23 protein-coding genes and 1 tRNA gene are annotated in these 22,203 nt (G+C 67.0%); 15 read left to right on the top strand and 9 right to left on the bottom strand.

Going from position 1 to position 22,203, the window contains the following annotated elements; translation table 11 throughout:
* Positions 1 to 508: 508 nt before the first annotated feature.
* A complete protein-coding gene (locus AAFN86_RS28760; protein WP_347547099.1) occupies positions 509 to 1,600 on the top strand; it encodes a histidine kinase dimerization/phosphoacceptor domain -containing protein in 1,092 nt (363 codons plus the stop codon).
* 410 nt (positions 1,601 to 2,010) lie between these two features.
* Complete coding sequence (locus AAFN86_RS28765) at positions 2,011 to 2,325, top strand: RES family NAD+ phosphorylase (protein ID WP_347547100.1); 315 nt, start codon at positions 2,011 to 2,013, stop codon at positions 2,323 to 2,325.
* A 70-nt stretch (positions 2,326 to 2,395) separates the two neighbouring features.
* Here the strand turns inward: AAFN86_RS28765 and AAFN86_RS28770 are convergent, their stop codons facing one another.
* The 7 genes from AAFN86_RS28770 to AAFN86_RS28800 all read right to left on the bottom strand — a co-directional run bounded on the left by AAFN86_RS28770 (position 2,396) and on the right by AAFN86_RS28800 (position 7,015).
* Complete coding sequence (locus AAFN86_RS28770; RefSeq protein ID WP_347547102.1) at positions 2,396 to 2,725, bottom strand: hypothetical protein; 330 nt, start codon at positions 2,723 to 2,725, stop codon at positions 2,396 to 2,398.
* 246 nt (positions 2,726 to 2,971) lie between these two features.
* Positions 2,972 to 3,454, bottom strand: coding sequence for a recombinase family protein (locus AAFN86_RS28775; protein ID WP_347547103.1), 483 nt, complete (start codon positions 3,452 to 3,454; stop codon positions 2,972 to 2,974).
* Positions 3,455 to 3,568: 114 nt separating this feature from the next.
* The gene (locus AAFN86_RS28780; protein WP_347547104.1) at positions 3,569 to 4,363 is read right to left on the bottom strand and encodes an SDR family oxidoreductase; all 795 of its coding nucleotides are present in this window, start codon (positions 4,361 to 4,363) and stop codon (positions 3,569 to 3,571) included.
* Between the two features lie 7 nt (positions 4,364 to 4,370).
* A complete protein-coding gene (locus AAFN86_RS28785; protein ID WP_347547106.1) occupies positions 4,371 to 5,201 on the bottom strand; it encodes an amidohydrolase family protein in 831 nt (276 codons plus the stop codon).
* Between the two features lie 17 nt (positions 5,202 to 5,218).
* Positions 5,219 to 6,196: a tripartite tricarboxylate transporter substrate binding protein gene (locus AAFN86_RS28790; RefSeq protein WP_347547107.1), complete on the bottom strand. Its 978-nt coding sequence runs from the start codon at positions 6,194 to 6,196 to the stop codon at positions 5,219 to 5,221.
* Positions 6,193 to 6,585: a hypothetical protein gene (locus AAFN86_RS28795; RefSeq protein WP_347547109.1), complete on the bottom strand. Its 393-nt coding sequence runs from the start codon at positions 6,583 to 6,585 to the stop codon at positions 6,193 to 6,195. Before AAFN86_RS28795 ends, AAFN86_RS28790 begins: the two co-directional genes overlap by 4 nt.
* An 88-nt stretch (positions 6,586 to 6,673) precedes the next feature.
* Positions 6,674 to 7,015 carry a hypothetical protein gene (locus AAFN86_RS28800; protein ID WP_347547110.1) on the bottom strand — a complete coding sequence of 114 codons (342 nt, stop codon included), beginning with the start codon at positions 7,013 to 7,015 and terminating at the stop codon, positions 6,674 to 6,676.
* Between the two features lie 121 nt (positions 7,016 to 7,136).
* On the opposite strand from AAFN86_RS28800, the gene AAFN86_RS28805 reads away from it, so the two are divergent.
* A complete protein-coding gene (locus AAFN86_RS28805) occupies positions 7,137 to 7,292 on the top strand; it encodes a hypothetical protein (protein WP_347547112.1) in 156 nt (51 codons plus the stop codon).
* A 150-nt stretch (positions 7,293 to 7,442) separates the two neighbouring features.
* On the opposite strand, the gene putA is transcribed toward AAFN86_RS28805, so the two are convergent.
* Positions 7,443 to 11,102 carry a trifunctional transcriptional regulator/proline dehydrogenase/L-glutamate gamma-semialdehyde dehydrogenase gene (gene putA / locus AAFN86_RS28810; RefSeq protein ID WP_347547114.1) on the bottom strand — a complete coding sequence of 1,220 codons (3,660 nt, stop codon included), beginning with the start codon at positions 11,100 to 11,102 and terminating at the stop codon, positions 7,443 to 7,445.
* Positions 11,103 to 11,225: 123 nt separating this feature from the next.
* Between putA and AAFN86_RS28815 the strand changes: the two genes are divergently transcribed.
* The 12 genes from AAFN86_RS28815 to AAFN86_RS28870 all read left to right on the top strand — a co-directional run bounded on the left by AAFN86_RS28815 (position 11,226) and on the right by AAFN86_RS28870 (position 22,124).
* Positions 11,226 to 11,687: an Lrp/AsnC ligand binding domain-containing protein gene (locus AAFN86_RS28815; protein ID WP_347547116.1), complete on the top strand. Its 462-nt coding sequence runs from the start codon at positions 11,226 to 11,228 to the stop codon at positions 11,685 to 11,687.
* A gap of 770 nt (positions 11,688 to 12,457) precedes the next feature.
* A complete protein-coding gene (locus AAFN86_RS28820; protein WP_347547117.1) occupies positions 12,458 to 12,895 on the top strand; it encodes a hypothetical protein in 438 nt (145 codons plus the stop codon).
* A gap of 73 nt (positions 12,896 to 12,968) precedes the next feature.
* Complete coding sequence (locus AAFN86_RS28825; RefSeq protein ID WP_347547119.1) at positions 12,969 to 13,640, top strand: hypothetical protein; 672 nt, start codon at positions 12,969 to 12,971, stop codon at positions 13,638 to 13,640.
* A gap of 625 nt (positions 13,641 to 14,265) precedes the next feature.
* Positions 14,266 to 14,733, top strand: a complete 468-nt coding sequence (locus AAFN86_RS28830) for a transposase (RefSeq protein WP_347547121.1) — start codon at positions 14,266 to 14,268, stop codon at positions 14,731 to 14,733.
* Positions 14,720 to 15,322 (top strand): hypothetical protein, encoded by a 603-nt coding sequence (locus AAFN86_RS28835; RefSeq protein WP_347547122.1) that lies wholly within the window; start codon positions 14,720 to 14,722, stop codon positions 15,320 to 15,322. Before AAFN86_RS28830 ends, AAFN86_RS28835 begins: the two co-directional genes overlap by 14 nt.
* A 423-nt stretch (positions 15,323 to 15,745) precedes the next feature.
* Complete coding sequence (locus tag AAFN86_RS28840) at positions 15,746 to 16,114, top strand: MerR family transcriptional regulator (RefSeq protein WP_347547124.1); 369 nt, start codon at positions 15,746 to 15,748, stop codon at positions 16,112 to 16,114.
* A gap of 50 nt (positions 16,115 to 16,164) precedes the next feature.
* Positions 16,165 to 17,979, top strand: a complete 1,815-nt coding sequence (locus tag AAFN86_RS28845) for a tyrosine-type recombinase/integrase (RefSeq protein WP_347547126.1) — start codon at positions 16,165 to 16,167, stop codon at positions 17,977 to 17,979.
* Positions 17,976 to 18,563: a hypothetical protein gene (locus AAFN86_RS28850; protein ID WP_347547128.1), complete on the top strand. Its 588-nt coding sequence runs from the start codon at positions 17,976 to 17,978 to the stop codon at positions 18,561 to 18,563. Before AAFN86_RS28845 ends, AAFN86_RS28850 begins: the two co-directional genes overlap by 4 nt.
* 14 nt (positions 18,564 to 18,577) lie before the next feature.
* Positions 18,578 to 19,081, top strand: coding sequence for a hypothetical protein (locus AAFN86_RS28855; protein ID WP_347547130.1), 504 nt, complete (start codon positions 18,578 to 18,580; stop codon positions 19,079 to 19,081).
* On the top strand, positions 19,078 to 19,323 hold the full coding sequence (locus AAFN86_RS28860; RefSeq protein ID WP_347547132.1) for a recombinase family protein: 246 nt from the start codon (positions 19,078 to 19,080) through the stop codon (positions 19,321 to 19,323). The genes AAFN86_RS28855 and AAFN86_RS28860 overlap by 4 nt, the downstream gene beginning before the upstream one ends.
* A gap of 32 nt (positions 19,324 to 19,355) precedes the next feature.
* Positions 19,356 to 20,432 (top strand): IS5 family transposase, encoded by a 1,077-nt coding sequence (locus tag AAFN86_RS28865; protein ID WP_347547134.1) that lies wholly within the window; start codon positions 19,356 to 19,358, stop codon positions 20,430 to 20,432.
* A 183-nt stretch (positions 20,433 to 20,615) separates the two neighbouring features.
* Positions 20,616 to 22,124, top strand: a complete 1,509-nt coding sequence (locus tag AAFN86_RS28870; RefSeq protein ID WP_347547135.1) for a recombinase family protein — start codon at positions 20,616 to 20,618, stop codon at positions 22,122 to 22,124.
* Here the strand turns inward: AAFN86_RS28870 and AAFN86_RS28875 are convergent.
* Positions 22,081 to 22,157 (bottom strand) — tRNA-Met (locus AAFN86_RS28875). The two genes, AAFN86_RS28870 and AAFN86_RS28875, sit on opposite strands and share 44 nt — an antisense overlap.
* Between the last annotated feature and the right edge of the window lie 46 nt (positions 22,158 to 22,203).

The raw sequence follows: 22,203 nt of genomic DNA on the forward strand, positions 1-22,203 counted from the left end.
CGCGATTTCGAGCGGCATTGCCGCATCGCTGCCGCCTTTGTCCGCATGGCCATGATCCGCATCATGCTGCGGCGCCTCGCCGCAACGCCCTCAATGTGAATCCAAACTTCCCGGATGGGCTCTGACGAGGAAAATGAAACCAATGCTGCATCGCGTAAAGCCAAACGTCGAAGCCGCTCTCGAGGAACTTCGGGATGCCGCCAGGGCGCTGCGGCTTTGGCGTGAGATCGACAAAGGTTGGGGAGGCGACGGTCCCCTAGTGCGCGCCTATCGTGTCCTCGGTCAAAAGCCGCCTGCTGAATTTGAGGAGTGGCTAAAGTCTCCAGAAGGTCGTTTCAGACGCGTGGATTACTGGCCGGAGCCCTGGAGAGTGAGGGCTGAGCATAATCTCGGGCTGCCTAGCTGCGCACCCATTTGGAGCGGCTGGCGCAAAAGGTAACCCGTCCTTATAGTGCGCGATGGCCGCGATTATCTTACCAGAGTGGCCGGTGACCGAAAGGCTCACTTGATGAACACCGAAGACAGCAAGCCGCTACCCCTATCCGAAGCCCTCGACGGCAGACTGGGCAGCGACGGTTACAGCGATCGCTTCAGGCATTTTCTCGATCATGTCCCTTTCGCCATTGCCGTCGCTGAATTGCAGCCAGAGGAATGCGTGACCTACGTGAATCGGGAATTTGAGAGGTTGACCGGGCAAGCCCTGGACGAACTTGTGGGGCGCCCATGGAGCGGCGTTAGGGGCATTGCAGCTGCCGCAGACAACAATCTCCTGCTGAGCGAAGCCGTGCAGGCCCGTGAGGATCACATCGGCAGATTTCGCATTCGCAGCGAGGAGGCTAGGGGAGAGGTCACCGTCGATGCATGGTCCAACGTGATCCAAGACGACAGAGGCTCGGCGTTGTTCCGGCTTGTTGCACTCGCGCCGGTAAGCACGTCCGGTGAGACCGAGGTCGAATTGTACAAGAAGCGCTATGAGGAGAGGGATGTCTTACTGCGTGAATTGCAGCATCGCGTGAAGAATAATCTTCAGCTTATCACCTCGCTCATCCGAATGGAGAGTCATCATGCGCAATATGATGATTCGAGCGAGTCCCTCGATCGTCTGGCGGGACGGGTTGGCGCCCTCGACCTTCTATACCGCACACTTTCCGAGGAGGGCCCTGGGGCGAGCGTTGATCTCGGCGTGTATCTAAGTCAGATCGCTTCGGCAGTCATGACGGCACACGCTGTAGAAGGCATTCGGCTCGACCTGAAGGTTGACACATGGCCGGTTTCTATCAACGTCGCGATGCCTGCGGGGCTTGTCGTGAACGAGGTCCTTACGAACGCACTAAAGCATGCCTTCGTCGGCCGAACGGGCGGCACCATCAAGCTGCACAGCCTTGTCGATGCCGAGGGGTGCCAGGTGTCCATCTCTGATGACGGCGTCGGTTTGCCGGACGGCACGACCTGGCCCACGTCCGGTCGGCTTGGCGGATTGATCGTTCAGTCGCTTCGTCAGAATGCAGGCGCGACGTTGAACGTTACATCGTCACCCCAAAGTGGCCTTTGCGTGACGATCAGGTTCGCTCGGGCAAATGCCGAACCGGAAGCTGCCTGAGCTTCTGTGCGGGTAGCGCTAGGTAAGGCCGTCGCGTTTTGCCCGCCCCAGAGACGACGCGAACCCGGTAGCACTCCCTCCGCCAGTTCCCATACGAGCCGCACTGTCCGACTGACCGGCCGCCGCGCTGAGTGGCAGGTTTCTTGGGGTTGTCGGGGCAGACCTGTTGACTGGCCGGACGCGGAGACGGCGGAAAATCGCTCTCCGGAGGCCCATTCTCTCCGAACCTCCTGACTTGGCCGATTTAGTACGGAACTCAAAAACCTAGGTCAAAGGCCGCTTTCGGCGTGGTCGGCATTGGCCGAGGTTCGAGCCCCACTTGCCCGAAATCCGTACTTCGAGAGCGAACACTACGGTACGCCCGCAGGGCAAGCCCGTCCTCCTGAGAGAGAAAGCCCTCGTCGAGGCGCTTGAATTCAACCAACCGGCTGGCTCGCACTCCCATACCGTGCTCGACCATCAACTCGACTATCCGCGGGCGGCAGCAGAGCCGTCCTGATCTCTACGCCAGTATCAGCTACGCGGTGTCACAGCACTTCGGCGAGGATGTCCGGGCGTCGGGGCATTCAGGCATTGTTTATGACAGCGTGCGACATCGCGGAGGCATCAATGTCGTGGCGTTCCGCCCGCGACAGATCGTGGATGTCACGCAGGCGGACCACTACGATCTGCTCGTGCCCGTGGAAGGCAGAATCATCGCGCGACGGCTGCGCAACGGCCCTTAACGAACGAAACCTGCGCGAAGCCGGCGCAAGATCTCGGAGCGGTTGCTGGGCAGTCGATCGTGAAGGCCGATCAGCCCATCGTTGCGAGCACTCCCGTGTCGTAGTGCTCAAGCTCGAGGCCCTGCAGGGAGGCGCCGATGACGCGGCATTCTCGAACAATCGTTTGCCCGCGATAAAGCACCAGGCGCACGCAGTGGCCTGGTCGCAGCCCGGTGATCCCGCCGATGACTGCCCGAGAACTCGACAGCAACCGCAGGACAGCATCGCGCCGCTTCCAACCAACCAAAACGGAGCACGTCTCATTCAGGATGAAGTCGCGCGGTTCTTGGGGCGTTGCGCGGATAGCCGAAGCATTGGGGCGCTGCGGACGCAGCGCATCGAGTGCGGGCATCGTCGTCATCAGGGGCCTCCTGCCACCGTTTGCGCTACGAGAAGTGCGCATCGTCAGCCTGCCGCAGGTGGACTAAGAAAGTGCTACGCGAGGGGAGCTGCGTCATTTGTCGTCAGGCGCGTTCGAGCCAGCACACGGGCGACAGTAGTGTGGGTCCAGACGCCTTCTCCCCGCGGGGTCGGGATGCCGCGCGTGTTGAGCACTCGCGCCAAAGCTGCCAGTCCGACCAAGCCTTCAGTGCGAAGGTTTTCGACTTCAAGTAAGACCCGGCAAGCGGCCCGTAGCGCTGTCTGGCGACGTGCCGCGGCTGCTGCGGCCGCGTCCGGTCCTTCTGCAGTCCGGTAGCCTCTGTCCCCGCCCAGCAACCTTCCCACGCGCCTTGGCAGCCGCGAGCGCCGCCTTGGTGCGCTCGCTGATAAGTTCGCGCTCCTCTTGTGCCATGGCGGCGTAGATCCGCAGCATCAGGTCGTCCACGCCGGGCATGTCCGCCGCCCGGATCGAGACGCCGTCCTCAAGCAGTTGCGACAGGGTGGGCCCCCATCGCCGCCCCACACGCGTCCAACCATGCGGCCGGCCCTTTGACGGCCAGCCTGGTTGGGTGCCATCGGACTCGCCGCCATCCCCACCACTCTCGACAGCCCCTAGTGCAGTGTCTCCGGCGCAGTTCTTTCGAGCCAAGTTGGCATTGTCGCGCCATATCGGTGCGCTGCTGTGATAGTGCGCCAGTACCCCTCGCACGGTATGTTCTCCCGCATGCCAAATGGGACAACTGCGGCGACTATGTCCGCGGCTTGTCCTGCCCGTTGACTACTGCCCCCCAGTTCCGCCCACCATCCGCACCGATCTCGCCGCCTAGCACTCCCCGTGCTCCGTGAGCTTTTTCTGGTATTGCGACCGCATGTGGGCCACACCGCCGGTCGTCAGCCCGCCATCTGCCGTGACCTCGCTTCCCGTCATGAACGACGCGGCTTCCGACGTAAGAAAGAGCACGATGGCGGCGATCTCCTCGGCCGTCGCCTCGCGACCCAGCGGGATCGCGTATCGGTTGGCCTCGAGGTGCCCGGCCGGGGCGGCATCAGTCAGCGGGGTGGCGATCGTGGCCGGGTGGAGGGAATTGACCCGGATTCCCTCCGCCGCGAACTCCAGCGCCGCCGATTTCGTCAGGCCGCGTAACGCCCATTTGCTCGTCGTGTAGGACGGGTCGCCGTGAGCGATGAGACCGGCAGTCGAGGAGATGTTCACTATCGCCGAGGGCCGCGCGCGGGCCAGCATTGCGCGGCAGTACTGCATGCCGAGGAAGGCGCCGGTCACATTCACCGCGAGGGCGCGGTCCCACTCCGCCCGCGTCGTGCCGGCAAGCGACTTCCGGACGATGAGACCGGCATTGTTCACCAGCACATCAAGCGTCGCGAGGCTGCCAGCCAGTGCTTGCCAATCGCCCTCCTGAGTCACATCCAGCCTATGAAACGTGGCGCGAAGGCCATCTGCCCGCAGCGTCCCGACGAGGTCCTCGCCCTCCCGCTGCAGAATGTCGCAGACATGCACATGGGCGCCCTGGCGCGCGAAGCCGCGGGCGATAGCCGCACCCAGGCCGCGAGCGGCCCCGGTGACGCAGACGCTACGCCCACGCGCTTCGGTGTCGGCCATCACGCCCTCATGCTTTCCAGTCCAGCCATCGACAGAGCGACGCGCCCATCACAGCTGCCCTATCCGCGCCACCGAGCCACGGAAGGTGCTCGGTGAACATGGTGACCGCATCGCGATAGTCGCAGGGGAGGCGCGTCAGGTCGGACCCCCAGAAGAGGCGCTCTGGCCCAAAGGCGTCGAAGGCGGCTTTCAGGAACGGCTCGACGCTGCGATAGGGATAGTCGTCCTCCGCCGCGCAAGGCAGCGCGGAGGCCTTGACCGCGACATTGCCGAATCGGGCGAGGCGCAGCAGATCGCCCAGATGCTCGAAGGCCGCCGCGCCGCGGTGCTCGACCTGCGCGCCCATGTGGTCCAGCACGAGGCGAAGGCCGGGATGGCGCTCGGCAACCAGGCCGACCGCCTCGAAATCCTCGTTGACGAACAGCATCAGGGGGAGGCCATCGGCCTCGGCCTGGCGGAAGATCCAATCGACGCTGCCGTCGCGAAGCTGGCGGACAGCGGCGCGGCGGAAGTTGAGCCGTGCCCCCAGCATGCCGGAAATGAACCGCCACTCACTGAAGCGGTCCCGGCTGTCCGGGGCGTCCAGGGGCAGCCGGCCCATGACGGCGAAGCGGTCGGGATACCGCTGGGCCGCGGCGAGGCACAGCGCATTCCGGTACCCTTCCCAAGACGGTGGCACCAGCACGGCGCGATGCACGCCGGCACGGTCCATCTCGGCCAGCAACGCATCCGGTGAGAGGGGTTCCGCACTCTGGACCACGGCGGGTGGCGGTTGCGGCCATGGATGGTCGGCCGGCTCCGCCGCCCAGACATGCACCTGGGAATCCGCGATCATCATCGGCCCTGCCCCTGCGCCTACTCCGGCTGATAGTTGACGCTGCGCAGCAACTCCCCGGCCCGTTCGATCTCGGCGGCGATGAAGCGGCGACTGTCATCGATACTCTCGACGACCGGTTCGATCACCTGCGTGGCGAGCCGCTGGGCAATCTCCGGATCCTTCATCGTCTCCTGTATGAGGGCGTTGACGCGTTGGGCGATCTCGGCCGGCGTGCCCTTCGGCCCCCACACGCCATACCAGGCTTGGAACTCGAAGCCTGGGAGGCCTGCTTCCGCCATGGTGGGCACGTCGGCGGCTAGCGAAGAGCGCTGCGCCGCCGCGATGCCCAAGGCGCGGATACGCCCGTCGGCCCGGCTGGCGAGCAGCGCGAAGCTCGGATCGATCAGAAGCTGCGCGCTACCGCCCATCAGGTCCGTCAGCGCCGGCTGCGTGCCGCGATAGGTCACGACGTTTAGATCGACGCCGGTCCGCCGCATGAAGTCGATCGTCGCAAGATGGCCCGCCGATCCCAGCGCCGAGATCGCGATATTCCAGTCCTGCGGCCGCGCCTTGGCCGCTGTGACCACCTCCTGGACCGTCCGCTCGGGCCGCGAGCCGCTAATCACCATGACCAGTGGCGCCTGCGCCGTCCGCCCCATCACGGTGAAGTCCGTCTGCGGGTCGAAGTTCGCACCCTTGAGCACCAAGGGCATGACCGCGGTATTGAAGGTCGAGGCCAGCAGCGTGAAGCCGTCAGGCGGCGCCTGGAGCACGACATTGGTGCCCAGCAGCGCCGATCCGCCCGGCCGGTTCTCGACGATGGCCACCGCCCCCAGCCGGTCCTGCAGGCGCTGCGCGAGCAGCCGTGCCAGCATGTCGTTTGCCGCGCCAGGCGGGGTCGGGCAGATGACCCGGATGGGCCGGCCCTGCGGCCAGGCACCCTGCGCGCGAAGGGTGGGAGCGGCCAGCAGGCCGAAACCGCCGGCGCTCGCGACCAGCATCTGACGTCGATTCATCGTATCCTCCTTGCGATCAGCCGTCCTGCGTGGTGGCCGTTTGATTGGATCAGTCTTCGAGAAGCGCCTTCTCCTCCGCCGCGCACAGCGGCAGTAACGGCGGGCGCAGGCGCCGTCAGCCCGGCTCGCCGGCGCGATCGGCGAGCAGCACCTAGCGAGGCCATCTGCGCGAAGCGCGAGGCGCGGTTGCGAGCCGCGACGATGCGGGCCTGCGCCGCGTCCTGCGCCGGATCGGTGAAGTTGCGGAAGACGAAGGTTAGATCGGTGGTGAGCAGATTGGACGTCGCGGTGATGCAGCCCGCACCGTCCTGGCGCAGCGGCGGCAACATCAGCGGGTCGGCGGCCGCCAGCACGGCGAGGCCGGGGGAGGCCTCGACCAGCGCCACCATATGCGCGAGGTCGCCAGCGGAATCCTGGATGGCTGTGAAGGCGCGCGGATAGACGGTACGCAGCTGGGCGAGCGCAGGACCGGCCGGGTCATCGTGACGCTCCGCCGGACCCGATAGCGCCAAACGAAAGCCGCAGCCCGGTGCCAAGTTCCTCGGCCAGAGCGCAGACGCGCGGCGCGGTCAGGGCGATGAAGTCCGGCAGCGTCATCCGGCCCCCGCCGACGGTCAGGCTGACACCGGCCGCCGGCGCACCCCGAGCATCGAGCACCGGGGCGGCGACGGTACGAAGGCCATGGCCGGTGTGCGCCGCGACCTCGGCCACGGTGGGTTCGGGGCGGTCGGCCCCGAAGGCATTCAGCACGACGAAGGCTTCGGCGACCGACTGAACCAGATTCTTCGGGTTCTCGACGCGAGCCTGCGGTCCGTCCATCGCCGCGTCTTCCTTAGTATTTGATCGGAATGCGAACACTTGTTCGACTTATGATGCCTTTGCTATCTGTCAGGCGACCGCGCTGTCAAGCGCAGCGCGACACGGCCAAGCGAGACGCCGCATGACGCCAGAGACCGCCGCAGGCCATCTAATCATCACCGGCACCAGATCTGGCATCGGCGCAGCCATCGCCACGCGCCTGCTGAGCGAGGGCTGGCGCGTCACCAGCCTAAGCCGCGCCGGTCCTGGCCTTGCCGATGCCCACTTCGTGCACTGACTTTCCCCCCTTAACGAGATCCATCACTGATGAGGGAGTAGGCCGTCTGGTCCCGCCGGCGCTCCGCTCCGGCAGGGCAAGACGGCCGAGCCTGATCATGGTCCATCTCTCTCGTAGCCCGTGGATCCCCGATCGGGGCAGGTCCGCTCCTCAAAGGCTCATCAGTGAAGCATTGCCGCCTGCGGCGGCCGTGTTGGTGCTGACGCTGCGTTCGGCAAACAGCATGTCCGGCGAATAGATCCGCTGTGCAGCCACCGCACCCGGCGTGCGCGCAAGAACCGGCCGGATCGGCCCTTCGGCAGCGGCCCAGCGTTGCAGCAGCGGGCGCAGGTCGTCCGCGGCCCCTTCAAACAGGATGGCATCGACAAGTGCAGGATCCATATCGGTGGCCCTTGTGACGCGGGCGGCGAGATCCGGCGGCAAGCTCTTGAACGTATCAAGCGCACCCGCGGGTCCCTCGACATGCGCCGCATTGCCAGTCGCCAGGCACGCCGCAACTTGCAGCAGCAACCCCTCCCGCGTCGACGCACGGCACAGCACCGTCCCGCGGGGATGCAGGCCGTAGCGGTTCTCCTCCCCTACCGGCCCCGGCAGATCGATCTCGAGCCCGGCGCGCGCCGCCGCGACTTGCCGCTCCGCGGCATCGGCCAAGTCCGGGTGCTGCGCCCGCAGCCAGGCGAGGAAGGCCACGGCCTGCCGCTCCGGCGTAGTCGCCGGCAGCGGCTGCTCGGCAGGGCATGCGGCCAGCAGCCGCCGCAGATACAGCGGCCCGCCCGCCTTCGGCCCAGTGCCCGACAGCCCATGCCCGCCGAAGGGCTGCAGACCAACCACCGCGCCGATCATGTTGCGGTTGACGTAGAGGTTGCCCGCGGCCGCCTGACCGGTGACTTGCCTGACAGTGGTGTCGATGCGCGAATGCACCCCGAAGGTCAGGCCATACCCAGTGCTGTTAATCTCCTGCAGCAGCGCGTCCAGCCCCTCGCGCCGGAAGCGCAGCACGTGCAGCACCGGCCCGAAGACCTCGCGAGTCAGCTCCGCGAATCCCTCGATTTCGACCAGCGTCGGCGCCACGAAGGTCCCGTGCGCGCAGCCCTCCGGCAGCGGCACCGCATGGACGCGGCGCCCCCTGGTGCGCATCGCCTCGACATGCTTGAGGATGCCCTCCCGCGCCTCCGCCGTGATCACCGGCCCGACGTCGGTCGCGAGCCGGTCCGGATTGCCCACCGCGAGCTCCGCCATGCCGCCGCGCAGCATCGCCAGCACGCGGTCGGCGATCTCCTCTTGCAGGCAGAGCACGCGCAACGCTGAACAGCGCTGCCCTGCGCTGTCGAAGGCCGATGCCAACACATCGGCTACGACCTGTTCGGGCAGCGCGGAGGAATCCACCACCAGCGCATTCTGCCCGCCGGTCTCGGCGATCACCGGCACGGGCGTGTCGTCCGGGTTCAGCCGCTGCGCCAAGCTGCGCGCGATCAGCCGCGCCACCTCGGTCGATCCGGTGAACATCACGCCGCGCACGCGCGGCGCGGCCACCAATCGCGCCCCGACCCGCTCATCGCCCGGCAGCAATTGCACCGCGCCGGGCGGTACGCCTGCCTCGCGCAGGATTCCGACAGCGAGTGCTGCGATCAGCGGCGTCTCCTCCGCCGGCTTGGCGAGCACCGCATTGCCCGCCGCCAGCGCCGCCGCGACCTGGCCAGTGAAGATCGCTAGCGGGAAGTTCCAGGGCGAGATGCAGGCTACGGCGCCGAGCGGGCGATGCGTCGCGGGATCGAAGCCGCGCGCCTGCGCGGCGTAATAGCGGAGGAAATCGACCGCCTCGCGCACCTCACCCACGGCATTGGCAAGTGTCTTTCCAGCCTCCCGCACGATTGGTCCGAGCAACTCGGCCATGCGCGCTTCCATCAGCGCCGCCGCGCAGTCCAGCACCGAGGCGCGCGCGTCGGGTGGCGTCGCGCCCCAGCCCGGCGCGGCGGCCTCGGCCTGGGCGAGCGCGGCGTCCACGGTTTCCGGCGACGCCTCGATCACCTGCCCGACCAGGTCGCGATGATCCGCGGGGTTGCGCACCTCGCGGGCTGCACCGTCGCCCGAGCCATCGCCCAGCAGCGGCGCGGCCTCCAGCAACGCCGTCGGGGCGGTGAGCCTCCCCGCCAGCGCTGCGAGCACGCTCTCGTCGGCGAGATCCATTCCCGCAGAGTTCCGCCGCCGCGCGCCGAAGATGTCGCGCGGCATGGCAATGCGCGGATGCGGCGCGCCGGCCGGCACGATAGCACGCGCCTCCACCACCGGGTCCGCGGCCAGCGCTGCCACCGGCACGGCGGCATCGCCGATGCGATGCACGAAGGAGGAGTTCGCCCCATTCTCCAGCAGCCGCCGCACCAGGTAGGCGAGCAGCGTCTCATGGGAGCCGACCGGCGCGTAGATGCGGCAGGGCCGGTCTATGCCCTTGGGCCCGACCACCTCCTCGTAGAGCGGCTCGCCCATGCCGTGTAGGCATTGGAACTCGTAGCGGCCCGGGTGGAAGTTGGGCCCGGCCATGGCGTGGATCGCGGCGAGCGTGCGCGCATTGTGCGTGGCGAATTGCGGGAAGACTTCGTCCGGCGCCTCGAGCAGCTTCCGCGCGCAGGCGAGGTACGACACGTCCGTGTGCAGCTTGCGGGTGAAGACCGGGAAATCCGACTGGCCCTCGACCTGGGCGCGCTTGATCTCGCTGTCCCAATACGCACCCTTGACCAGGCGCAGCATGATCCGGTGCCCAGTGCGGCGCGCCAGGTCGATCACCCAGTCCAGCACGAAAGGCGCGCGCTTGCCGTAGGCCTGCACGACGAAGCCGATCCCGCCCCAGCCCCGCAGGTCTGCCGCTTCGCAGAGTGCCGCGAGGATGTCGAGCGAGAGATCGAGGCGCTCGGATTCCTCCGCGTCGATGTTCAGCCCGATGTCGTGGCGCCGCGCAAGCGTCGTGAGGTGCAGCACGCGCGGCAGCAGCTCCGCCATCACGCGCGCCCGCTGCGCGCGTGCATAGCGAGGATGCAGCGCCGAGAGTTTGATGCTGATCCCCGGCCCCTCGACGATCCCGCGGCCCGCCGACGCCCGCCCTATTGCCTCGATCGCATCCTCGTAGGCAGTGAGGTAGCGCGCCGCGTCCTCCGCCGTCGCCGCGGCCTCGCCGAGCATGTCGTAGGAATAGCGGAAGCCGCGAGCCTCCAGCACCCGAGCCCGCGCCAGCGCCTCCTCGATTGTCTGGCCAGTGACGAACTGCTCCCCCATTATACGCATCGCCATGTCCATACCGCGGCGGACCACCGGTTCCCCCGCGCGGGCGAGCAGGCGGTTAAGGGCGGCGCCGAGCCCCGGCTCGTCCTCGGCCCCCGCCAGCTGCCCCGTCAGCATCAGCCCCCAGGTCGCGGCATTCACGAAGACCGACGGGCTGTGGCCGAGATGGGAGCGCCAGTCGCCATGCCCGATCTTATCGCGGATCAGTGCGTCGCGGGTGGCGGTGTCGGGGATGCGCAGCAGCGCCTCCGCGAGACACATAAGCGCCACGCCCTCGGCCGAGGAGAGCGAGAACTCCTGCACCAGCGCCTCCACGATGCCACCGCGGCGCTTCCCGCGCAGCACTGTGATTAAGCGGGCGGCGAGAGCCTCGGCGGCGGCGTCCTGCTCCGGCGCCAGCGCCGCCGCGGCAATCAGCGGCGGCAGGCAATCCTGCTCCGTCCGCCGCGTGGCGGCGGTGATGGCGGCGCGCAGCGGCGGCTGGGCGCATGTTTCCCGAACAAAGTCGCTGAAGGCTGGCGAAAGCGGGGCGGGCATCGTTGCTTCCTGATCCGGAGGAACTCAGGCTCGCAGGCTAGGGGCGCCCTCACCGGATGGGTATCGCGCAATCGCGACAGAGACCGTATGAATCACGACACGGACATCAGAACGTGGCGAATCATGCAGGATCTCGATCGGACCGACCGCATGATCCTAGGCATCCTCCAGCGCGAGGGCCGGATCACGAACCTCGAGCTGGCCGACCGCATCGGCCTCTCCCCCACTGCCGCAAGCGAGCGCACCCGCCGGCTGGTGAAGGACGGGCTGGTGACCGGCTTCGCCGCGCGGCTCGACCCGCACCGCCTCGGCTTCGGCCTGCTCGTCTTCGTTGAGGTGTTGCTCGATAAAACCACGGCGGACGTCTTCGACCACTTCGCCGCCGCGGTGCGCCGTGCGCCGGAGGTGCTCGAATGCCACATGGTTGCCGGCGGCTTCGACTACCTGCTCAAGACGCGGGTGCGCGATATGGCGGCCTATCGTGCCTTCCTCGGCGGCGTGCTGCTCGGCCTACCCGGCGTGCGGGAGACGCGAACCTACGCCGTGATGGAGGAGGTTAAGTCGGATGGACCGCTGCCGCTCTGAGGGAGCGGGCAAAGGCGGTGACCAGTTCAAGTATAGCGGGCGGCAAAGTCGTCCGGGCGCAAATGAGACCGCCCGGATCATTTCAGTTCCCGGTGCCCACCGCTGCAGCGGCGTTCCACAAAGTTGATGCCCGCAATCCCGAGAGACGGTTCGAACCCGGGAGCACTCGCTCCGTCAGTTCCTATGCGAGCCATGCTCGCCGCCAGACCGACTGCCGCGCTGAGATGCAGGTTTCCTAGGGTTCGGGAGCAGACCGCTTGACTGGCCCGACGCGGAGACGGCGGAAGGTCGGTCTCGGGAGGCCACTTGGCGCAGCAGCCCCGCACCTGCACGATGATCGCGTCCTCGATCTCCGCGGCGAAGATGCGCGCGATGGCAGGACGCTGCGCGGCCCTGCCCTGCAGTACCGTCTGACTGACGTGGTAACGGTTCAGCTGCCCCGTACGGCTACGGCCGTGGCTGGTGACATCGCGCGGCGGTCGCTGTCGAAGATCAGTCCGCGCTACAGTGGCGCAGTCGTGTTCTGTGTCTGGCTGGCTGGCACCCGCAGGCTGACCTGCAGAGGGGCGCTCATTGCGTCCTACTGTGCCCGGGTCCCCATCGCATCGTGCTCCTTTGGAAAGACCCTGCTCTTGCGCGCCTTCCCGCCCATTTCAACGCGGCTTGGCGATGGGATAATAGTCTGACGAATGAATAAAATACCGGTAATTCATAGTAATAATTTGCGCTAAGTTTTTATTTTTATTACAAATAATGATTGAATTAATGAATTGCGTTCCTATTTTTACGTTCCGCAAAAGAACAATTCTTCTGCGGACGTGCGGCCGATCAGGCTGACAAAGCAAACCAACATCAAGGACATCATTATGGGCAATGGGACTCTCCCCCCTCGCGAGCGCACGCTCGCCGAGTTGCTCGACGCTGCCCGCGGGCTTGCCGACATCGAGGCTGCGATTGCCCAACTGCGGGGCGTAGCCGAAATGAGCGAGCAGGACCTGTCGGCCTTCCGCCGCGACGACGTCGTCGACGCGGCGGCTGCCCTCGCTTCCCTGGAGTGCATCAATCAGGTGCTCCAGGCGACGCTGCAGGATCTGGTAGAGGCAAATGCCAAGCTCCATGGCTTCGGGCGGCTCGTGCTGCGCGACGTCGGCGCGGCCGGCGCGGCCCTTTTCCGGGTCGCGCCGGCCGCATCGGAGGCGAAGAACTGACAGGAGGCCCCGCCGGAGAAATCCGGCGGGGCTTTTTGTCGTGCACGGCTCGGTCACCCGCTATGCAGGGTCCATGCCCCAATTGGTCCAATTCGATCTCGCGCAGGTCGATGTGTACGAAGCACAAGCAGCGCTTCTGGCGCTCATCGCCTGGCCCGAGGATGCGCCCGGCAGCGACGGGCAATCCGAGGCCCAAGTCGCCCTTGTCAGCCGCATGTTCCGCACTGCAACGGAGGCGGATCCGACGTTCGCCCACAAGCGAATCCTGGTGCGCCTCGTCTACGTGCAGAACGACACGAACAAGATGATCTCAATGGCCGACCGCACCTATGAGCGCCTGAATCGCAACCTCGTCGCCTTGCGGATTCTGCGGCCCTTCGCCCAGCAGGCACTGTTCGGCGAGAATGCGCCGCCCTTGCCAGTCGACTTGGCCCAGCTATCGCTGAATGCCGCGACAGCATGGGTCACGACACGGGCTCCAGGCTCCCCGGACCCGCACAGCTTCGAGCACAAGGTGGTTCGCCCGCTCTATCCCGTGCTACACCTGGGCATGGCGCTGGATATGATTCTTCACAACGTCGAACAGGCCAGGGGCAATCCGCCGAAACCGGAGGTCCTCATGACGGACCCGGAGCTTATGCGCGACATGATCGACCTGGCAAGACATTTGGAACCTAAGATGCTCGCCATCCGGCAGTTCAAGGTGGTTGAAGAGTCCCAGGTCCGCATTCGCCTTCTAGGGTAGGTTCCGCCGGAGGCGTTTCGTAGGAACCTGACTACAAGCGGGCGGGGGGCTTTCGTCCCCCCCATGGCCGCTCCTCACGACAAGTCGGATTCGTGCCCCCCAGGCGTCAGCCCGGAAGGCAGCGCGACGCCTGGCGAGCAACTCCTCGATCTCGTGCGGGCGCTGGCCCGCCAGGCTGCACGCGAACTCTGGGATGAACAACGCAGCAAGCGACGCGCTCCCCGTCCGTGCCAGCGCCTGGGCGAAAGCAGCGGCGGCAGGTCGGCGCGATGAGTCGCGCTGCGCAATTCGAGGACCGCATCCTCGGCATCGGCGAACTCGCTCGGATCGAGGGCAAGTGCCGTCGCACGATCAGGCGCATGCTGAAGCGTGGTCGCCTGAAGAACGTCGGCGAAGGTCGCGCACGCGGCACATGGCTGAGCGACTACCTTGTATCTTGTCGTTGCCTGCTGGTGGGTTGCCGGCGAGGCTGGAGTTGGGTGGGAGCCCGCCGAAACCTGGGGCCTTTGAGCCCGTACCGGAGCCAGGCGCCCCATCCAGCCCTGACCTTTCAATCCCGAACGGTCGCCAGGGCCGCTCGCGGAGGAGCCGCCGCCGATCGAGCCCGCATTCGCAAGGACGGGACATGGTCGAAGACGCCCCCTGCTGTGTCGGCATCGATGTCGCCAAGGATCAGCTCGACGTGCATATCCGCCCGTCGGGCGAGGCCTTTGCCGTTGCTCGTGACGGACCCGGCCTTGAGCAATTGCTCAAGCGCCTCGCGCCCCTGCAGCCCAGCCTGGTCGTGCTCGAAGCCACCGGTGGCTTCGAGACCCTCGTGGCGGCCGCCATCGCCACCGCAGGCCTGCCGCTCGCCGTCGTCAATCCACGCCAGATCCGCGATTTCGCCCGCGCCACCGGACGCCTCGCCAAGACCGATCGGCTCGATGCCCAGATCATCGCTTTCTTTGCCGAGCGTATCCGGCCCACGCCGGTCGCGCCCTCGTGCGTCAGTGCAGCAGCTACTTTGTCGCACGGTCGAGCAAGGTCCCGACGTAAACTGCCCGTTCGCCGATTCCCTCTCGCTGCACAGGATGACCGTGGCAAACCCTGACAGGCCCCTGCTCGAACTGTTGATGCCGATTTTCCGCGACCATGCTGAGCGCATCGAGGCAATCCTTCCCCTCGAGCTACGATCGAATTGGCGAAAAGCCGCGCGCTTCGCGCCGCCGGCCTCGGGGCGCAAAAGTCTCGACCACAGGGACCTGCTGCTGGAAATGGCCGAGCTGGATACGGACCAGGGGCAGCCGCCGCGCGAGTTGGCAGCAAAGGTACTCAGCAAGTTTACCCTGGCACCAGGTGCCTGGCTCGATGAACGTAAGCGGGTGGAATTGCCGGACGGCTCGCGCCCGGCGCTTAAGGACCTGATTGGTCGACTTGCCCGTCAATATGACAGGCAGAGGGCCGAACTGCTTGCGGAGGTCGCAACGGCGAGGCGCTTGGCCGACCGAATGCAAAAGCGGACCGAGCGGAACGGCCGCAAGAGCATCCGCGTACGCCCCCCGAACGCGGCAACCAAGCTCGGCCCCACGGTCATCGCCAGGCTGACGGCGCCAGGGAATGGGCCGCGCAAGCCGCTCGTTACCGCCTACCAGGTTGATGCTGTCCTCAACGCGGTCAGGAACGCGCGCAAGAAATACTGAACCATCCCCGCACCAGACGCGCCACTTGGCCACCCCCGCCCCGCCTCGACGACGAGTGGCATCAGCGGCGAAAAACAGGGGTAGTTGATCTCCTCTTCGCGAAACGCGGGCTGCTCCAGGGTCCGGACGCCGTCGCGGGAGACGGGTCGGCCTCGAAGGAACGGGCACCAGGTGGTCCCGGAGGCCGGCCGAAACGGGTCCCCGCCGACGTGCAGGACGCAGGGATCGGCCCTTCATGTCGGCAAGGAATACGGGTGCCCCGGCTCGCGATGGCACCTCGTCAGGTTCGCCCTCTCCGACGGACGGTACGTCGTCAGTTGATGCATCGCTTCGTCGCATCGTCGCCGAGATGGCCCGTCAGAGCGCCCAGGAGCTCTGGTTGGCCGCAGCGACTGATCGCTCAGACGGTGCGGAACTGCCGGCGTGACCCGGCATGCCTCGCCGGCGGTCGCGTCAGAACAGACCGTTCACGACGAACCCAAAGACGCAACTGCCTCGCTCGATGCTGTTGTCGCGCCGAACGAGCCGAACCACGACATCAACCCCAAGGACATCCCGGCCGCCACCTTCGCCGCCCTCGTTGGGCGCAACCTCAGGACGCTGAGCCGCTGGGACAATGCCGGATTGACCCATCCCGAGATCCGCCGCTCCCGCCGCTACTACAGCGTCTCTGACCTCGCGGCGGTGCTCGTGGCTGGCATGGGCTGCAAAGGCCCTCGACCGGGTAGCCTTATCAAGTATTTACCTCTAAATTTTGACAATGGAACCTGCGTAAAGACGGGATTTACCTAAGTACCTTCTTCCAAAATGTCCGCCTTCCGGTCTACGGTCAGGAATTCGCCATGAATAACTCCCCGATCACCGCACCGACCATAGCCGAGGCCCTGCGCCAACTCGAGGCGTGTGAGGACCTGCCGCCCTCCCGGAGACGCACGCTCACCTCGGCCCTGATGGTCATCTGCCGGATCGGCGGCAAGAAGTCGCCGGCGACCCTGCGGCTCGATCCGGGCACCTGCCTGCCCATGATCGACGGCGCCAGCGCCATCGGACTCGGCATTACCAGCAAGTCCCTCCAGAACTATCGGGCCAGCCTGCGTTTCGTGCTGCGCCGCCTCGGCCTCTTGGCACCTGTTCGGCGCCGCGAACCGGTCTCCGATCCGGCCTGGGCGACGTTGATCGCGAACCTGCCGTCGCGCTTCCATCCGCATCGTCTGCGCGCCTTCATGGAGTACTGCGCCGCGAAGGACGTGCCGCCCGGCGCGGTCACCAACTCCAGCCTCGAGGACTTCCTGCGCCATCGCACGGAGAGCCGCGGCGGCGCGAACACGCGCGCGGATGTCCGCGAGGCGGCGCGGCAGTGGAACAGGATGCGAGGGCTCGTCCCCGGCTGGCCGGAAATCGAACTGGCCCTAGGTCCGGTCGAGGGGCGGGTCCAGGCGCTGCCTCTCGCCTCGTATCCGGCCGGCCTTCAGGCGGAAATCGAGGAGTATCTGGCGTGGCTCGCGCGGAGCCCGGAGGAGGCGGAGGAGGACGATGAGGTAGGCCATGAGCCTGCGAGCCCGGCGACGGTCGAAACTCGCCGCAAAGGTATCCGCCTCCTGCTCTGGGGTCTGGTCGAGACCGGCCGTACGCCTGAGTCCATCACGCGGCTGGCGGACCTGATGCACTTCGACGCTACCAAGCAGACCCTACGCTGGCATCGCCAGCGCCTGGGCAAGCCCCATCCGAATCGGCCAACGCAGACCTTGCCGACGCACGAGGTTGGCATGCTCGCGGATACGGTCCGATCGCTCGCCGCCCGCTACCGGCTTTCGGGGGAGGCTGACGCAAAGCTGCGCCGCATGCTCACGGTGTACCGCCCCAAGCGCCAGCGGGAGATCGGCGAGGACCTGGCCAGGTTGCTCGACCGCCTGTCCGATCCCGACCTCCAGGCGAAGCTCATGCTTCTGCCGTCGTTGCTGATGCGCAAGGCTCGCCGCCTGCGGACGGGCTGGACCAGCAAGCAGGGCGTCGATCACCCGCCTAAGCCGCGCGAAGCGTGCTGGATGGCGGCCTTGGCAGCGGCGATCGAGATCGAGCTCCAGCTGCCGTTGCGCGTGCAGGATCTGGCCGGGCTTCGCCTGGGCGACGAACTCTTGGTCACCGACGGGAACGGTCCAGCGGCGGCAGAGGTCCATCTGCGCGTCGTCGCCAACAAGAACGGCCAGCTCGTCGAAAGCTGGCTACGCGGTCGCGCGGCGGAAACGGTGAAAGAGTATCTGCAGAAGTTCCGCCCACTCGGTCCTCATCCGACGATGTCGTGGGTGTTCCCGAACCGTGAAAGTGCTGACCGACCGCGCGCCAAGAATCACCTTTCCGATGCGATTGCCGACACGATCCACGAGCACACTGGCGAGCGAATGACCGCTCACGATTTCCGCGCGATCGCGGCGGCGATCGTGCTCGAGGACCATCCCCATGCTCTTGAGGATGTCCGTGTGCTGCTCGGTCATGCCGGCTTCGAGGTGGCGCTGCGGCACTATCGCCGGACGAATCGCAAGGGCGCGGCGCAGCGCCTGAGCGACGCCATAGCCAGACGCTGCCGCCGCGCCCAGTCGACCACGGCGCCTGTGGGACTTCCAATCGACCTCGCGCGTTGGCGCCCGAGGGCCACATGACCCAGGTCAGGCAGATCTGCTCACTTCCCTTAGGGGACTGGCCACTGGCAGACCGGTCTGCGCTCGAACGGGCGCTGGCGCCGGACGACGACGGGTCCGGCGAATACGGCCAGGCCGCACACCTCCGCGCCGCGACCATCGTGAGCTACACGCAGACCTACGGGCAGTTTCTGGACTTCCTTGGCCGCAACAACACACTCTTCGAGGCCGAGGGGCCGGGCGACAGGACGACGCCTCAACGGGTGACCGCATGGCGCAAGGAGAACAAGGCACGTGGCTTGGCGCCCACCACTCGGCGACAGATGCTGCGCAACCTCGGCGCCGTTCTTCGTCTGCTGGTGCCCGAGCGCGACTGGCGCTTCGTGACCCGGCCGGGCGGGATCTCCCTCAAGCGCGCGATCCGGGGCATGCCCAAGCCGGTAATCGTGCGTGAGTCGCCGAGGTCATGGTCCGCGTGCGTCGGCTGCATCGTCAGGGCATTGTCCTTGCGGACGGCCCCCGAAAATGGCGTGCGCTTCGGGATGCGGCCGTACTCGCGATCCTGCTTTCCCGGGCCCCACGGCTGCGCAGCCTTTGGCAGATGACGACGGACAGGCATTTGGAACACCGCGCCGATGCATCGTGGCACCTGCGGTTTCCGGGCGAGCACACCAAGAACGGCCGCGTGCTGGATTTCCCGCTCGATACCGAGACGTCGCGGATGCTGACCGACTACCTGGAACACGCCCGGCCCCGCTTCCCCAAGGCCGGGACCACGGACAGGGTCTGGCTCGGCATGCGTGGCGCGATGGCGCCTGACGCGATTCGCGGAATCGCCGAGCGGCACACCTTTGCCTGGTACGGAGAGGCACACGGGCCGCACGATTTTCGAAAGTGGTTGCGGGCGAGCGCCTCGCGCCGCTCTCCTGAACTCGCCATGGATTCCGCCGACGTCATGGGACATACCGCCGAGGTCTCGGTGCAGCACTACGCCGAGGCGTCCTGCCTGCATGCCGCGCTTCGACACGGAGACCGGATCGCCAGACGACGCGAGCGTCTCGCCGGCCGGGCCGAACGGGCCTTCGCTGCAGAGTTCGACCGCTGGGAGGAGGGCAACCGATGAGCACGGACCGTCCCGGATCGACACCCAGCACCGCACGCCTCCGCTGCGGGCTCTATGCCAGGTACTCGTCAGAGAACCAGCGCGATGCCTCGATCGAGGATCAGGTGCGGATCTGCCGCGCGCGGGCCGAGCGCGAGGGCTGGCAGGTCGTCGGAGCGTTCACTGACCACGCCGTGTCAGGAGCGACGGCGCTGCGTCCTGGATGGCTCCAGAAACCCCTCGTCACGATGACCGGCGGCTGATTCACTGAGGCGGATTAACGCGGGGTGGAGCGATGGGTCGGCAGCCTGGGTTCTTCGACGTCGAGGAGCGGCTACGCGAATTGTCGGCCAAGGGCGATGATCTCGAGCGGATCGCGGCCCTGGTGAATTTCGCCATGTTCCGCGCGGAGTTGGAGCGTGCGGTGCTGCGCGCGGACGGCGCGAGGGGTGGCCGTCCTGCCTTCGATCACGTGCTGATGTTCAAGATTCTGCTGCTGCAGGCGATGCACGGTCTGTCGGACGAGCGCTGCGAGTACCTCATCAAGGACCGCCTCTCATTCATGCGCTTCCTTGGCCTCGGGCTGGCCGACCCGGTGCCGGACGCCAACACGATCTGGACGTTCCGCGAGGCGCTGAAGCGCGCCGGCGCGGTCGAGCGGCTGTTCGCGCAATTCGATGCCACGCTGCGCGCCGCCGGCTACCTGGCGATGGGCGGGCAGATCGTGGACGCGACCATCGTCGCCGCGCCGAAGCAGCGCAACACCGAGGCGGAGCGGGCGGCGATCAAGGCTGGGCAGATCCCTGAGGGCTGGGCGGAGAAGCCCGCGAAGCTGCGCCAGAAGGACCGCGATGCGCGCTGGACGGTGAAGTTCTCCAAGGCCCGGCCGCGCGAGGATGGCGCGCCGCAGGTCGATCTCGCGGTTCCAGCCTTCGGCTACAAGAACCATGTCGCGATCGATCGCCGGCACGGCCTGATCCGCGGCTGGACCGCCAGCCACGCCGCGGCCCATGACGGTGCGAGGCTGGCGGAGGTGATCGATGCCGACAACACCGCTGGCGATGTCTGGGCCGACACCGCCTATCGCTCGGCGAAGAACGAGGCGTGGCTGGCCGCGCGCGGGCTGGTCTCGCGGATCCACCGCAAGAAACCGCCGGGGCGGCCGATGGCGGCGCGGACGCGGCGGGCCAATGCTCGCAAATCGGCGGTGCGCTCGGCCGTCGAGCACGTCTTTGCCCGGCAGAAGGGGCCGATGGCGCTGGTCGTGCGAACCATCGGCATCGCCAGGGCGCGGGTGAAGATCGGCCTCGCCAACCTCGCCTATAACCTGAAGCGGTTCGTCTGGCTCAGCAGCAAGGCCGCGCCGGCGTAGCGACACACCCACCGGCCGGCAACCATCGCAGCCACCAGGCGCCGAACACCGCGCCGCCAATCCATTCGCCGCCACCATCTCTCGTCTCGGCCAGCACCCTCGGCCACATCTCCGGGTTTATGGAGCCGTCCTCCTGGCTATCAGGCGCTGCTGGCGGCGCTGCGGGGGGGCGAGGTCGACATCGTGCTGACCGAGAGCCTGGACCGTCTCAGCCGGGATCAGGAGCACATCGCCGGGTTCTTCAAGCAGGCGCGCTTCGCGGCCGTACGGATCGTCACGCTCGCCGAGGGCGAGATCAGCGAGCTCCATGTCGGCCTCAAGGGCACGATGGGGGCGCTCTACCTCAAGGACCTGGCCGACAAGACCCGCCGCGGCCTCGAGGGGCGGGTGCGGGAGGGCCGCAGCGGCGGCGGACTCTGCTACGGCTACCGCGTGGTGCGTGGCCCGATCGGCCAGAACGGGGAACCGGAGCGCGGGCTGCGCGAGGCCGATCCCGCTCAGGCGTCGGTCGTCCAGCGGATCTTCCAGGAGTTTGCCGGCGGGCACAGCCCGATCGCCATCGCTCGCCGCCTGAACGAGGAGCAGGTCTCACGTCCTCGAGGGGGTTTCTGGTCGGAGGGAGCGATCCGCGGTCATGCCCGTGTCGGCACGGGTCTCCTGCGGAACCGGCTCTTTATCGGCGAACTGGTCTGGAACCGCCGCCGCTGGATCAAGGATCCGTCGACGGGCCGCCGGGTCGCGCGGCAGAACGGCGAGGCCGACGTGGTCGTCGAGGCCGTGCCGGAGCTCCGCATCATCGAGCAGGACCTGTGGGAGCGCACTCAGGCGCGGCTCGCCGCCGTGGCCCGCCCCGAATGCAGCCCGCTTGCAGGATCGTCCGGTCGCACGGGCCCACGCTGGCAGGACCGCCGCCCCCGGCACGTGCTGACCGCCAAGATCTCCTGCGGCACCTGCGGCGCGAGCTTCGTCGCGATCGGCCGGGACTACCTCGCCTGCCAGACCGCCGAGCGGCGTGGCCCATGCGGCAACCGCGCGCGCGTCCGGCGCAGCCGTCTCGAGGCCCAGGTGCTGGAGGCGCTGGGCAGTGAGCTGATGCATCCGGATCACGTCGCCGCCTTTGTTTCCGAGTTCACGGCCGAGTGGAACCGCCTAGTTGCGGCGGCGACAGCGGGATTGACGACGCGTCGAGCCGAGCTCGATCGCGTGCGGTCGCAGCTCGAACGCTTGGTGGACGCGCTGGCCGAGGGCACGCCCATCGCCAGCGTGCGGTCGCGGATGGAGGCGCTGGAGACACGGCGGGCAGTGTTGGAGGCCGAGGTCGCTGCTGCCGGCAGCGGACCAGCGTTTCCCCGGCTGCACGGCAACTTGGCCGAGGTCTACCGGACCAAGGTGGCGCGGCTGCGCGAGGCGCTGTCCGCGGAGGGCGGGCCTGAAATCGTCGAGGCGATCCGCGAACTGATCGACCGGGTGGAGGTGCATCCGCCTGCCGAGGGGGCCACGGTGCCGAGGATCGAGCTGATCGGCCACCTGGCGGCGATGCTGCGTGCCGCGGGCTACGCCGGTGCCGAGGTTCGGCCAGGGGCTCGAAACGCGAAAAGCCCACCTGCGGGTGCAGATGGGCTGGATATGTTCTTGAGTTCGGAATTAGTGGATGCGGGGACAGGATTTGAACCTGTGACCTTCAGGTTATGAGCCTGACGAGCTACCGGGCTGCTCCACCCCGCGGTGGTGATGGGTGTCCTTGGTGGGGGGGTTAGATGATCCCGCCAGG

Origin of the sequence: Roseomonas sp. CAU 1739 (genome assembly GCF_039839775.1) — a bacterium.
GTDB lineage: Bacteria > Pseudomonadota > Alphaproteobacteria > Acetobacterales > Acetobacteraceae > Neoroseomonas.

Excerpts from the sequence above, each read along its gene's own strand:
- AAFN86_RS28790 (WP_347547107.1), bottom strand. The coding sequence starts at position 6,196 with ATGAATCGACGTCAGATGCTGGTCGCGAGCGCCGGCGGTTTCGGCCTG.
- AAFN86_RS28850 (WP_347547128.1), top strand. The coding sequence starts at position 17,976 with ATGACCCAGGTCAGGCAGATCTGCTCACTTCCCTTAGGGGACTGGCCA.
- AAFN86_RS28800 (WP_347547110.1), bottom strand. The coding sequence starts at position 7,015 with ATGGACGGACCGCAGGCTCGCGTCGAGAACCCGAAGAATCTGGTTCAG.
- AAFN86_RS28865 (WP_347547134.1), top strand. The coding sequence starts at position 19,356 with ATGGGTCGGCAGCCTGGGTTCTTCGACGTCGAGGAGCGGCTACGCGAA.
- AAFN86_RS28830 (WP_347547121.1), top strand. The coding sequence starts at position 14,266 with ATGGTCGAAGACGCCCCCTGCTGTGTCGGCATCGATGTCGCCAAGGAT.
- AAFN86_RS28860 (WP_347547132.1), top strand. The coding sequence starts at position 19,078 with ATGAGCACGGACCGTCCCGGATCGACACCCAGCACCGCACGCCTCCGC.
- AAFN86_RS28770 (WP_347547102.1), bottom strand. The coding sequence starts at position 2,725 with ATGACGACGATGCCCGCACTCGATGCGCTGCGTCCGCAGCGCCCCAAT.
- AAFN86_RS28845 (WP_347547126.1), top strand. The coding sequence starts at position 16,165 with ATGAATAACTCCCCGATCACCGCACCGACCATAGCCGAGGCCCTGCGC.
- AAFN86_RS28795 (WP_347547109.1), bottom strand. The coding sequence starts at position 6,585 with ATGGTGGCGCTGGTCGAGGCCTCCCCCGGCCTCGCCGTGCTGGCGGCC.
- AAFN86_RS28760 (WP_347547099.1), top strand. The coding sequence starts at position 509 with ATGAACACCGAAGACAGCAAGCCGCTACCCCTATCCGAAGCCCTCGAC.
- AAFN86_RS28815 (WP_347547116.1), top strand. The coding sequence starts at position 11,226 with ATGCAGGATCTCGATCGGACCGACCGCATGATCCTAGGCATCCTCCAG.
- AAFN86_RS28785 (WP_347547106.1), bottom strand. The coding sequence starts at position 5,201 with ATGATGATCGCGGATTCCCAGGTGCATGTCTGGGCGGCGGAGCCGGCC.
- AAFN86_RS28825 (WP_347547119.1), top strand. The coding sequence starts at position 12,969 with ATGCCCCAATTGGTCCAATTCGATCTCGCGCAGGTCGATGTGTACGAA.
- putA (WP_347547114.1), bottom strand. The coding sequence starts at position 11,102 with ATGCCCGCCCCGCTTTCGCCAGCCTTCAGCGACTTTGTTCGGGAAACA.
- AAFN86_RS28780 (WP_347547104.1), bottom strand. The coding sequence starts at position 4,363 with ATGGCCGACACCGAAGCGCGTGGGCGTAGCGTCTGCGTCACCGGGGCC.
- AAFN86_RS28805 (WP_347547112.1), top strand. The coding sequence starts at position 7,137 with ATGACGCCAGAGACCGCCGCAGGCCATCTAATCATCACCGGCACCAGA.